We start from the raw sequence: 11,371 nt of genomic DNA on the forward strand, positions 1-11,371 counted from the left end.
CCGTGCGACGGCGGGGATGTTCAGCGCTTCCACGACCACGCGGGTGAAGCCCTGCGGGTCGGCGAGGTGCGCGAAGTGGTCGGCCCCCTCGATGTCGGTGATGCCGGCGTTCGGGATGACCTCGACCAGGTCGTGCGCGGACTGGTACAGGAACGACGTGGTCGCCGTACCCGCGATGAGATGTGTCGGGTCGTCGATCTCGGCGTACGGGGTCAGGTCGCTGCCGAGGGCGTCGATCTCGGCGAGCTCGCGCACCCACGTGGGGGTGAGCGGCACACTCGCACCCCACAGCGGCGTCTCGCGGATGAAGGGGATCGCCTCGGCCGGCACGCGGACGAAGTTCACGAGCGCGTACTCGAGGGCGGCGTCGAGGTCTCCGGCATCCACCAGTCGGCGATAGCCCTCGAGACGCTCACCCGCGACCGCGCCCTGCACGGCGAGCGGGGGCTCGTACGCGACCAGGGTCCCGCCGCCCAGGCCGTGCTCCCGCGCGTAGGCGAGTGTGGCCAGTGCTCCGAACGAGTGGCCGAGCAGGTGCGCTCCGGGGCCGGCCACCTCCATCATCGCGGCGATGTCGGCGACCTCGTGGGCGAGCGAGTACTCCTCCGTGTCGCCGGTGCCGCCTCGGCCGCGACGGTCGTAGACGTACAGGGTCACGTGCTCGGCGAGGGCTTCGCTGGCGGGGATCCACTGCTCCTTCGTCGCGATGCTTCCGTGCGTGACGACGAGCGCGGGGCCGGTGCCCCGACGGAAGTAGGCGATGGGTGTCCCATCGGACGAGGTGGTCTCGTGGTGCTCGAGTTCGGACATGCTCTGCCTCCTTGCAGATGGGCGTCGATGCTCTCACCGGGCCCGCGGCGCCGTGTCGCGGCAACCCGTGGCCACATGGTGTAACAGATTCGCGTCTGACGCAAGAGAAATGTCTCGCTTTAGCAATAAATGTGACAAAAACGCGTTGCGCAACCGACATGAGTAATGCAACCTGGAGGGGAGTTCACGTCGAGGAGGACCGATGAGCGAGACCGTGACCCCGGTCGAGAACGCGATGCAGCCCGAGGACACCCCTGAGCTGCGCGCCCTGTACCGCGGATTCGAGGAGAACCATCTCATCCCGCTGTGGACGCAGCTGGACGACCTCATGCCGCAGACCCCGCAGCCGAAGGCCCTGCCGTGGGTGTGGCGCTGGAGCGCCCTGCAGCCGCTGGCGGAACGCGCGGGCGACCTCGTGCCCGTGGGGCGCGGCGGCGAGCGCCGGGCGATCGGCCTCGCCAACCCGGGGATGGGCGGGCGCGCGTACATCTCGCCGACGCTGTGGGCCGCGATCCAGCAACTGGGGCCGCGCGAGACCGCCCCCGAGCACCGCCACTCGCAGAACGCTTTCCGCTTCGTCACCTCGGGCGAAGGTGTCTGGACCGTCGTCAACGGCGACCCCGTGCGCATGAGCCGCGGCGACTTCCTGCTCACCCCCGGTTGGCATTTCCACGGCCACCACAACGAGACCGACGAGTCGATGACCTGGATCGACGGGCTCGACATCCCCTTCGCCTACCAGATGGACTCCGGCTTTTTCGAGTTCGGCTCAGAGCGGGTGACCGACGAAGCGACCCCCAACTTCTCGCGCTCGGAGCGACTGTGGGCGCACCCGGGACTTCTGCCGCTCGCGGGGCTTCGGCGCACCGTCTCGAGCCCGATCGGCGCCTACCGCTGGGAGCACACCGACGCCGCGCTCACCGACCAGCTGCTGCTGGAGGGCGAGGGGATGCCGGCCACGGTCGGCCCCGGCCACGCCGCCGTGCGCTTCGCCAATCCGACGACCGGCGGCGACGTGATGCCCACGATCCGCGCGCAGTTCCATCGCCTGCGCGAGGGCGCGTCGACACCGGTGCGCCAAGAGGTCGGGTCGAACGTCTACCAGGTGTTCGAGGGAACCGGGCGCGTGCTGCTGGGCGACACCGAGCACACCGTCGAGCACGGCGACATCTTCGTCGTGCCGAGCTGGTGCCGCTTCCGCGTGCAGGCCGAGACCCGCCTGGACCTGTTCCACTTCAGCGACACGCCCATCTTCGAGGGCCTGGGGCTGTACCGCGAGTTCGAAGAGGAGACCGACCGATGAAGCTGCTGACCCTGCGCTGGAAGGGGGCCACCGCCGCGGCCCGTGTGGACGGCGAGCGCGCGACCGTGCTCGAGCGCTTCGCCGATGTCGGCGACGTGCTGCGGGCGGGCCCCGCGTCGGCCGTCGCAGGTATCGACGGTCCTGTCATCGATCTGGATGCCGTGGACTACGCGCCCGTGATCCTCGCACCGAGCAAGATCGTGTGCGTCGGACTGAACTACCGCGCGCACATCCTCGAGATGAAGCGTGAGCTTCCCGAGTACCCCGTCCTGTTCGCGAAGTTCCCCGACACCCTCGCCGCCGCGGGGGAGGACATCCCGCTGCCGCCGGAGAGTCCCGAGATCGACTGGGAGGGCGAGCTCGCCGTCGTCATCGGCTCGACCGTCCGCCGAGCGTCGGCCGAACAGGCGGAGGACGCCATCGCCGGCTACACCATCGCGAACGACGTCTCGATGCGGGACTGGCAGTTCCGCACCCGCGAGTGGCTGCAGGGCAAGATGTGGGAGCGCTCGACGCCGCTGGGGCCCGTCCTCGCGACCCCCGAGGAGATCCCCTCCGACGCGCGGATGACCACCACCGTCGACGGCGTCCAGAAGCAGGTCGGTGACATCCACGACCTCGTCCACGGTCCCGTCGACCTGGTGCGGTACGTCTCCACGATCACGACGCTGCGCCCCGGCGACGTCATCCTGACGGGAACCCCCGGCGGCGTAGGCCACGCACGCGAACCGCGGGAGTATCTGGCATCCGGAAGCGTGGTCGAGGTGACCATCGACGGGATCGGGACCCTCCGCAACCGATTCGTGGCGGAGGAGCCGTGAGGGCGGGAGAGCTGACACCCGAGCAGCTCGCGCTGCGGGAACGTCAAGGCGCCGGCGCGCGATACGACGCCGAAGACGCCCCGCACGCGCACCTCGATCTCGCCCGGCGCGGCACGGCGTACTTCGCGCGCCGTCTCATGCAGCTTGACGACGCCGACCTCGACGCACCGAGCCTGCTGCCCGGATGGTCGCGTCGGCACCTCATCGCGCACGTCGGCTACAACGCCCGCGCCGTCGCGCGCCTGGTGGAGTGGGCTCGCACGGGCGTCGAGAACCGCATGTACGCCTCCGACACGCAGCGGTGGGACGAGATCGTCCTCGGCGCGACCCTGCCGACGCGAGCGCTGCGTCATCTCGTCGATCACGCCGCCGTGCACCTCGACGTCGAGTGGCGGGATCTGTCGGACGCGCAGTGGGATGCCGACGTCGTCACCGCTCAAGGACGCACCGTGCCCGCGCGCGAGACGGCGTGGATGCGCGCGAAGGAGGTGTGGGTGCACGCGGTCGATCTCGACAACGGCGGGTCGTTCCTCGACTTCCCGCCCGAGATGATCGACGGGATCATCGCGGACGTCTTCCGCGCGTGGACGCGGCGCAGCGAGCCCGGAGCCGTCGTGCTGCGGGCCACCGACCGCGACGACTCGCCGGGTTCGTACGGCGAGAGCGGCGCGGAGGTCGAGGGCGCCGCAGCCGATCTCGCGCGGTGGCTCGCCGGTCGCGGGGCACGGCGGCTGCGGGTCGTCGGCGGCGGGGAACTGCCGGAGATCGCGCGCTGGTTCTGAGATCGTTGGAGCGCGTCAGCGCACCCGGTGAGAGCACCCCTCAGCCGCCCGGCACCGGCGGCAGCTCCACGACCTCACCGAGCGGGGTGTAACGCGGACCGGCCAGGCGCCCGATCGGTCGGAGAAGCGCGGTGTCGATGCTGGCTGCGCCCGTCGAACCCATCCGCACCACGTCGTCACGTACGGTCCAGCCCACGACCGTGCCCACGACGAACTCGCCACCGGTGGGGCTGAACGCCGTGGTCGAGTGGTAGCGACATTCCATGCGCACGGGTGCATCGGCGAGGCCCGGGACGCCGATCACGCGCGACTCCTCGAGCGCGAGGCCCAGGCGCTCGGCTTCGCCGACCTCGGGCGGCATCCATTCGCTGCTCGCGTGCAGGGCGGACAGCATCGTCTCATCGGCGATGTTCACGACGAACTCGCCGTGCTCCTCGATGTTGCGGATCGTGTCCTTACGGCCGCTCGCGCGCTTGTTGACGGTGAAGCCGAGCATCGCCGGATGCTGGCTCACCCACGTGAATGAACTGAACGGCGCGAGGTTCACGGGGTCGCGACCGCTCGTGACCCAGGCGATCGGACGGGGAACCACCGACCCGACGAGCAGGCGGTACGTGTCCGCGGGGGAGAGGCCGGCGGCGTCGATGAACATCAGGGGACCTTTCCGGATGCCGTGAGCTCGGCGGCGAGCATCTCGCGCAGTGCCTTCTTGTCGATCTTGCCCACCTTGGTCAGCGGCAGCTCGTCGACGGTGACGAGGTGGTCGGGGCGTTTGAACGCCGCCACCCCGGATGCGTCGAAGTGTGCGCGTACCGTGCCGAGATCGAGCTCGTGCCCGTCGTGCAGGACCGCGAACAGGCACACCGTCTCGCCGAGGGTGTCGTGCGGCATGGCGACCGCGGCCGCGAGCCGCACCGAAGTCAGCCCGTACACGAGGTTCTCGACCTCTTCGGCGGAGATGTTCTCGCCGCCGCGGTTGATCATGTCCTTGCTGCGGCCCTCGACCACGAGATTGCCGTCGGGCCGCAGGCGCACGATGTCGCCCGTGATGTAGAAGCCGTCGGGGGTGAACGATCGGGCGTTCGCCTCGGGAGCGTCGTAGTACCCGCGTGGGGTGTAGGGGCCGCGGGTGAGCAGCACGCCGGGTTCTCCGTCGGGAACCGGCATCCCGGTCGCCTCGTCGACGACGCGCAGCTCGTCGTGCACCGACACCGGACGCCCCTGCGTCGAGACGATGGCTTCGACCGGGTCGTCGAGCCGGGTGACGTTGATGAGGCCCTCGGCCATGCCGAACACCTGCTGGAGCGTCCCGGGAAGGTCGCGCACCGCTCGCTCGGCGAGCTCGTCGGCCAGACGCGCCCCGCCCACCTGCAGCACACGCAGGGTGCGCAGCGCGTCGACGCCCACGGCTCCCGCGTGATCGAGCCAGGATGCCACGACCGCCGGCACCGCGGCGGTGTGGGTCACGCCGTGCTGCCGGATCGCGGCGAACGCCCGCTCGGGCCGCGGCGAACCCAACGGCACGACCGTGCCCCCGGCGAACAGAGTCCCCAGGATGCCGGGACACGCGAGCGGGAAGTTGTGTCCCATCGGCAGCGTCGCGAGGTACACCGTGTCGGCGCCGATCGCGGTGGGCGGCGAGGTCAGCACGATGTTGCACAGGTAGTCGTCGTGCGTGCGCGCGATGAGCTTGGGCAGACCCGTCGTGCCGCCGGAGAGGAGGAACACCGCGACGGAGTCGGCATCCGGGGTCGGCAGGGTTCGCCCGCGAGTGCTCTCGTCGGATGACGCGCACAGCGGAAGGAGGCGCTCGACATCGTCGGGGAGCGCGGCATCGGCGTCGGCGAGCACGATGACGTGTCGCAGGGTCGGACTCGTCTCGCGGAGCGCGCACGACAGCCGGCGGTGGTCGAAGTCGCGCAACGTGTCGGGGCTGACGAGCGCGACGGCCTCCGATGCCTCGACGAGGTGGCGCAGCTCGTGCTCCCGGTGCGCCGGGAGCGCCATGACGGGCACGACACCGGCGCGCAGGCACGCGAGCGTCAGCACGACGAACGTCCAGTGGTTGGGCAGCTGCACGACGACGCGGTCGTCGGGCGCGATGCCGAGGTCCAGCAGGCGCGCGGCGCACGCGTCGGCGCGGTCGAGCAGATCGGCGTAGGTCAGCGTCACCTCGTCGTCGACCAGGGCGACGCCGTCGGCGTGGCGGCCCGCCGCCTCGACGAACACCTCGCCGAGCGAGCGGCCCTGCCAGAGCCCCTCCGCGCGGTACCGCTCGGCGAACACGGTGGGCCAGGGTGTCAGTCCCGCGCGCGTGTTCATCGCAGCACCGCATCCGCGCGGCCCGAGAGCACCAGGGTCATGGCTCGATCCTCGTCGCAATCGGGTTCGTCGATGATCGCCGCCACGCCGTGGCGCAGGCGTGCCGCTTCGGCGAGGAGCTGACGGTCGAGAGCGCTGCCCCCGGTGACCAGCACCGCGGCGGCATCGCGGTGGGACGCGAGCGCCTCGCGCACGGCGTCGTCGGGGCGGATGCCGTCACCCGCCGCCACGGTGACGACAGGGGGCAGGTCATCGCGGTCGACCACGCGTCGATCGAGGAGCCCCGCGACCGCGGACTCCAACGGTGGCGCCCCGTGGCGGCTGTGCCACCGATCGAGCGCTCGGCGCACGGCATCCGGATCGCGGCGGGCGATCTTCGCGGCGGGCAGGGCGCGCGAGAAGAAGTGGAATCCGAACTGCCAGGGCTCGAACGCGTGGAAGTAGGTGCCGAAGTTCTCCCACCACGACAGACTCGGCCGAGCGGCGCCCTGGATGCGAGCCACTTGCGGCTGCCGGACCGCCTCGTACGCGAGGAACGCGGTGTCGATGTCGTCGGGGTGCGCGGCGAGCGCGTCGGCCAGGGCGATCGCGTCTTCGAGCGACATCTTCGTGCCGCTGCCGACCGAGAAGTGGGCGGTGTGCACGGCGTCGCCGAGCAGGGCGACGTTGCCGTGGTGCCAGCTGCGCGCGCGGATCGTGCGGAAGTTTCCCCACCGGGAGTTGTTGCCGATCAGGCGCGCGCCGCCGATGAGGGACGCGAAGATCTCCTCCAGCCGGCGCTGGCTGTGCTCATCGCTCGGACCTGGGGGAGTGGCCGGGTCGAAACCGTCGAGTCCGGCGGCGCGCCAGGTGTCCTCGTCGGTCTCGACGATGAAGGTCGACAGGCCCCCGCCGATCGGGTACGCGTGCGCGGCGAACACCCCGGCCACATCTTCCGGCAGCCCGTCGGCGTGCGTGTGCAAGAAGGTCAGTCCCTCGAAGGGGGCGTCGGTCGCGAACCAGATGAACTTGGCGGCGGCGGTCTCGTAAGTCACGCCCAGGGTGTCGTCGCCGATCGTGGTGCGGGTCTGGGAGTTCGCGCCGTCCGCGGCGACGATCACGTCGTAGTCGTCGAGCTCGTCGACGCGTCGCGGGGTGGAGAAGTGCAGGTGGGCGCCGGCCTCCGTGGCGCGCCGCTGGAGGGCTGCGAGCAGATCCTTGCGCAGCACGGCGCCCATGCCGTTGCCGCCGAACGTCATGGTCTCGCCCTTGGCGGTGACGCGGATGGCATCCCACCGCACCCCCGAGGCGTCCAGGGTCTCGCGCAGCGCCGAGTCCGCGGCATCCACCCCGCTCTGCGTGGCATCCGAGAACACGACGCCGAAGCCGAACGCCTCGTCGGCGCGGTTGCGCTCGAAGAGGTCGACCTCGGCGTGGGGGATGTTGCGCGCGGCCAGAGCGGCGAAGAGAAGGCCGCCGGGACCGCCTCCGATGATCGCGATACGCATGTCAGCCTCCTTGCTGAAGATGTCGATCCGTCACGACGCAACGAGTATGCAACACGAATGTGTTCTGCGCCATAGCTTCGTTACATTCATCTCGGGTAACGTTCTCGCATGCGCCCCCGCTCCCTCGTCTTCACGCTCCTCGGGGACTACTTCCGCTACTGCGGTGACGGCGAGGTGCCCCTGCGCGGTCTGAGTGACGTCCTGCAGCTGTTCGACATCGAGCCGGCCACCACCCGCGTGGTCATGTCACGCCTGCGTGCCGACGGTTGGTTCGACACCCGCCGCGACGGAAGGCTGACCACCTACGTGCTCTCACCGAAAGCGTGGCAGTTGCTCGACGAGGGGCGAGAGCGCATCTTCCGCCACGTCGCCGGTGACTGGGGCGGGGAATGGACACTCATCGCCACACGGGCGGGTGATCGCTCGGCGCGCGATGAGATGCGCAAGAGCCTCACTTGGCTGGGCTTCGGCCAGTTGCAGCCCGCCGTCTGGATCGCCCCCGGCGACCGCGTGGCCGCGGCGAGAGAGCTGATGGAGACCAACGGTGTGGGCTCCGACGTGTTCGTCAGCCGGACCGGCGACCTCGATCACGACCGCTCGATCGCGGCCCGCGGGTGGGACCTCGACGCGCTCGACTCGCTCTACGGCGCTTTCGTGCACACTCACGACGTGGCCGAGCCCGAGGCGAACGATGACGACGCCCTCGTGGCACGTGTGCGGCTGACCGACGACTACCGTCGTTTTCCCTTCACCGACCCCGACCTGCCGAGCGTTCTCCTGCCCGCGGGGTGGAACGCGCCGCGCGCGCACGAGGTGTTCGTGCGTCGCCACGGCGAGCTGCGCGACCGCGCGACGGCCGCGATCGAACGGTTGACGGGGCTGACGGTGCGCGGGGCGCACCGAGCGTTCCTCGAGGGCGGGGCGGTCGGTTTCACCCGAGAGGCGTAGTCGTCACCGGGGCGTCAGAGCAGGCCCGGCAACCGTTCCGCGAACGCGCGCAGCACGGACGTCGTGCCTCCGTCGACCTTGACCGCGGCGCGGCGATCCGCGCGGGTCTCGCCGCGGTTGATGATGACGACGGGCAGTCGCCGGCGCCGTGCCCGCTCCACGAGACGGATGCCGGAGTTCACGACCAACGACGACCCCGCGATAACGAGTGCCTCGCTCGCGTGCACGAGCTGCTCGGCCTCACGGAACTTCTCGACCGGGATGTACTCGCCGAAGAAGACCACATCGGGCTTCAGGGTGCCCCCGCAGACCGAGCAGACGGGGACGACGAAACCCTCGGCCGAGGTCGGGGTCACATCACCATCGGGGCCGAGCTCGACGTTCTCGGGGGCGGTGATCCACGGGTTCTCGGCCTCGATGCGCTCCGCGAGGTCGCGGCGGTCGAAGATCTGCCCGCAGTGGAGGCAGCCGATGCGGCGCATCGTGCCGTGCAGCTCCACGACCCGCCCGCTGCCCGCGCGCACGTGCAGACCGTCGACGTTCTGCGTCACGACGCCGTTCGACACCCCTGCCGCTTCGAGATCGGCCAGGGCGCGGTGTCCGTCGTTCGGCTCGGCCGCCGCGAACACCTTCCAGCCCAGGTGGCTGCCCACCCAGTACCGGCGGCGGGCCTCGGCGCTGGAGAGGAACTGCTGCACCGTCATCGGCGTCCGCGTGGGAGCGCCCTTTCCACGGTAGTCCGGGATGCCCGAATCCGTCGACACGCCCGCGCCCGTGAGCACCGCGATCCGGCGACCCGCAAGCACCTCGACGGCCCGATCGATGGATGCCAAGGACTCGGCATCCTTCGTCGTGTCGGTCATGCGCACCTCCGTCGTATCGAGTCTAGGGCGGGCCGTCGCCCACCGGACGCGCACCCGAACGCCGTCGATACTGGAGGGATGAGCGCTCTCCCCCCACCCGCCATGCTCGACATCACCTGCCTCCGCCGCGTGCGACCGTGGGGCGGAGAGCCGGTCGACATCGCGATGGATGCCGGAATCATCACCGCCGTCACCCCCGCAGGGTCCGCGCCGATCGGCGTCCGGGAGTTCGACGGGCGGGGCCTCCTCGCTCTGCCGGGCATCGTGAACGCCCACGCCCACGTCGACAAGTCCTGGTGGGGACTGCCGTGGCAGTCATACGGGGGCGAGGGCACCACCGAGGGGCGCATCCGCCACGAGCGGGCCGAACGCGACGCCCTCGGCATCCCCTCCCTCGAACGCTCCGCGCACGTCCTGCGCGAGTTCGTGCGTCACGGCACCACGGCGATCCGCACCCACGTCGACGTCGACACCGGCGTCGGGCTGCGCGGGATCGAGGCGGTCGAAGAAGCCGCCGCCGCCTACGAGGGCGCGCTCGACGTGCGGATCGTGGCGTTCCCGCAGGACGGCGTCCTGCGTCGCCCCGGCGTGCTCGACTCGCTGCGGGATGCCGCGACCCGGCCGAGCGTCGACGCGATCGGCGGGCTCGACCCCGCGACCATCGACCGCGACCCCGTCGGACAGATCGACGCGATCACCGCGCTCGCCGCCGACACCGGGGTGGGTGTCGACATCCACCTGCACGACCCCGCCGAGCTCGGCGCGTTCCAGATCGAGCTGCTCGTCGACCGCGCCGCGCGGCTCGGCCTGCGCGGCCGCGTGAACATCGCGCACGGCTTCGCGGTCGCCCAGCTGGACCCCTCGCACCGTCGCGACCTGTTGGCCGCGATGGCGGAGGTCGGGGTCTCGATGACGACGGTCGCGCCCCTGCGGCTCCCGCAGCTGCCCCTCGCCGAGCTCGACGCCGCCGGCGTGCGCTTCGCGTTCGGCACGGACGGCATCCGCGACCTCTGGAGCCCCTATGGCACGGGCGACACGCTCGGCATCGCGTGGCAGTACGCGCGGGCGGCGGGACTCGTCCGCGACGACGATTTGCTTCGCGTCGTGCGGCTCGCCACGACCGCCAGCGCCTGGGCCGTCGGTCGTGACCAGCACGACCTCGTCGAGGGAGCGCGCGCCGACGTCGTGCTGGTGGATGCCGAGAACCCGATGGACGCGCTCGTCCGCGTGCCCGAACGCGCCCTGGTCGTCGGCGGCGGGCGGGTGCTGCACGTGGCGTAGCCCCCTTGCCCCCTTCCCGTTGACTGTCCAGGACACGCCGTTAAGGGCACGGGCGTCACGGCGTGTTGTGGACACTCGACAGTGAGGCGGGCGCGGGCGCGGGCGCGCGAGGGCTGGCACGATGGACGGATGCCCGTCATCCCGCTCGACTCCGCCGACGACCCGCGCCTCGCCGACTACCGCGATCTCACGGACGTGTCGCTCCGGCGGGTGACCGAGCCCGCGGGCGGGCTGTACATCGCGGAGTCGTCGAAGGTCCTCGACCGCGCACTCCGTGCCGGCCACCGTCCGCGGTCGGTCCTCGTGCAGGAGAAGTTCCTCGCCGATGCCCTCGCTCTCGCGGGGGAGGATGCCGAGATCTACGTCGTCCCCGCCGAGATCGCCGAGCGGGTGACGGGGTACACCGTGCATCGGGGGCTGTTGGCATCCATGCATCGCCCCGCGTTGGCATCCGTCGAAGAGGTCGTCAAGGACGCGCGGCTGGTCGTGGTGCTCGAAGACATCGTTGATCACACCAATATCGGGGCGGCATTCCGTTCCGCGGCGGCCCTCGGGGCGGATGCCGTGCTCGTGACGCCGCGGTGTGCGGACCCGCTCTACCGGCGGAGCGTTCGCGTCAGCATGGGGACGGTGTTCCAGGTGCCGTGGACGCGCCTCCCCGAGTGGTCGGAAGCCAAACCGCTCCTGCACGCGGCCGGGCTGCATCTCGCCGCCCTCGCCCTCTCGGACGACGCCGTCACGCTCGACGCCTTCT

General features: G+C 70.9%; 11 protein-coding genes. 6 read left to right on the forward strand and 5 right to left on the reverse strand.

The genetic code is table 11. The features are described 5' to 3' along the window. A partial coding sequence (locus P2P98_RS05235) for an alpha/beta hydrolase (protein ID WP_275797857.1) occupies positions 1–810 on the reverse strand: 810 nt, incomplete at its 3' end. Positions 811–1,012: 202 nt separating this feature from the next. Here P2P98_RS05235 and P2P98_RS05240 point away from each other — a divergent pair. The 3 genes from P2P98_RS05240 to P2P98_RS05250 are packed head-to-tail and all read left to right on the forward strand — an operon-like array spanning position 1,013 to position 3,716. Beyond that, positions 1,013–2,113: a cupin domain-containing protein gene (locus P2P98_RS05240; RefSeq protein ID WP_275797859.1), complete on the forward strand. Its 1,101-nt coding sequence runs from the start codon at positions 1,013–1,015 to the stop codon at positions 2,111–2,113. Next, the gene (locus P2P98_RS05245; RefSeq protein ID WP_275797860.1) at positions 2,110–2,934 is read left to right on the forward strand and encodes a fumarylacetoacetate hydrolase family protein; all 825 of its coding nucleotides are present in this window, start codon (positions 2,110–2,112) and stop codon (positions 2,932–2,934) included. The genes P2P98_RS05240 and P2P98_RS05245 overlap by 4 nt, the downstream gene beginning before the upstream one ends. Then, complete coding sequence (locus P2P98_RS05250; RefSeq protein ID WP_275797862.1) at positions 2,931–3,716, forward strand: maleylpyruvate isomerase family mycothiol-dependent enzyme; 786 nt, start codon at positions 2,931–2,933, stop codon at positions 3,714–3,716. Before P2P98_RS05245 ends, P2P98_RS05250 begins: the two co-directional genes overlap by 4 nt. Before the next feature lie 40 nt (positions 3,717–3,756). Here the strand turns inward: P2P98_RS05250 and P2P98_RS05255 are convergent, their stop codons facing one another. Genes P2P98_RS05255 through P2P98_RS05265 form a run of 3 tightly spaced genes read right to left on the reverse strand, consistent with a single transcriptional unit; the run spans position 3,757 to position 7,525 of the window. Beyond that, positions 3,757–4,368 carry a flavin reductase family protein gene (locus P2P98_RS05255; RefSeq protein ID WP_275797863.1) on the reverse strand — a complete coding sequence of 204 codons (612 nt, stop codon included), beginning with the start codon at positions 4,366–4,368 and terminating at the stop codon, positions 3,757–3,759. Continuing rightward, positions 4,368–6,038 (reverse strand): AMP-binding protein, encoded by a 1,671-nt coding sequence (locus P2P98_RS05260; RefSeq protein WP_275797865.1) that lies wholly within the window; start codon positions 6,036–6,038, stop codon positions 4,368–4,370. The genes P2P98_RS05255 and P2P98_RS05260 overlap by 1 nt, the downstream gene beginning before the upstream one ends. Next, positions 6,035–7,525, reverse strand: coding sequence for an FAD-dependent monooxygenase (locus tag P2P98_RS05265; protein WP_275797867.1), 1,491 nt, complete (start codon positions 7,523–7,525; stop codon positions 6,035–6,037). Before P2P98_RS05265 ends, P2P98_RS05260 begins: the two co-directional genes overlap by 4 nt. A 108-nt stretch (positions 7,526–7,633) precedes the next feature. Between P2P98_RS05265 and P2P98_RS05270 the strand changes: the two genes are divergently transcribed. After that, the gene (locus tag P2P98_RS05270) at positions 7,634–8,473 is read left to right on the forward strand and encodes a PaaX family transcriptional regulator C-terminal domain-containing protein (protein WP_275797869.1); all 840 of its coding nucleotides are present in this window, start codon (positions 7,634–7,636) and stop codon (positions 8,471–8,473) included. 14 nt (positions 8,474–8,487) lie between these two features. On the opposite strand, the gene P2P98_RS05275 is transcribed toward P2P98_RS05270, so the two are convergent. Continuing rightward, the gene (locus tag P2P98_RS05275) at positions 8,488–9,336 is read right to left on the reverse strand and encodes a Sir2 family NAD-dependent protein deacetylase (RefSeq protein ID WP_275797871.1); all 849 of its coding nucleotides are present in this window, start codon (positions 9,334–9,336) and stop codon (positions 8,488–8,490) included. Positions 9,337–9,414: 78 nt separating this feature from the next. Between P2P98_RS05275 and P2P98_RS05280 the strand changes: the two genes are divergently transcribed. Together P2P98_RS05280 and P2P98_RS05285 are read left to right on the forward strand one after the other, a co-directional pair. Then, entirely contained in the window at positions 9,415–10,617 is a 1,203-nt protein-coding gene (locus P2P98_RS05280) for an amidohydrolase family protein (protein ID WP_275797873.1), read from the forward strand. 129 nt (positions 10,618–10,746) lie between these two features. Next, positions 10,747–11,371, forward strand: a 625-nt coding sequence (locus P2P98_RS05285; protein WP_275797874.1) for a TrmH family RNA methyltransferase, incomplete at its 3' end; no start/stop codon positions are given.

The organism is Microbacterium sp. Kw_RZR3, assembly GCF_029222405.1.
GTDB lineage: Bacteria > Actinomycetota > Actinomycetes > Actinomycetales > Microbacteriaceae > Microbacterium.

Excerpts from the sequence above, each read along its gene's own strand:
- P2P98_RS05260 (WP_275797865.1), bottom strand. The coding sequence starts at position 6,038 with ATGAACACGCGCGCGGGACTGACACCCTGGCCCACCGTGTTCGCCGAG.
- P2P98_RS05270 (WP_275797869.1), top strand. The coding sequence starts at position 7,634 with ATGCGCCCCCGCTCCCTCGTCTTCACGCTCCTCGGGGACTACTTCCGC.
- P2P98_RS05240 (WP_275797859.1), top strand. The coding sequence starts at position 1,013 with ATGAGCGAGACCGTGACCCCGGTCGAGAACGCGATGCAGCCCGAGGAC.
- P2P98_RS05280 (WP_275797873.1), top strand. The coding sequence starts at position 9,415 with ATGAGCGCTCTCCCCCCACCCGCCATGCTCGACATCACCTGCCTCCGC.
- P2P98_RS05255 (WP_275797863.1), bottom strand. The coding sequence starts at position 4,368 with ATGTTCATCGACGCCGCCGGCCTCTCCCCCGCGGACACGTACCGCCTG.
- P2P98_RS05265 (WP_275797867.1), bottom strand. The coding sequence starts at position 7,525 with ATGCGTATCGCGATCATCGGAGGCGGTCCCGGCGGCCTTCTCTTCGCC.
- P2P98_RS05245 (WP_275797860.1), top strand. The coding sequence starts at position 2,110 with ATGAAGCTGCTGACCCTGCGCTGGAAGGGGGCCACCGCCGCGGCCCGT.
- P2P98_RS05275 (WP_275797871.1), bottom strand. The coding sequence starts at position 9,336 with ATGACCGACACGACGAAGGATGCCGAGTCCTTGGCATCCATCGATCGG.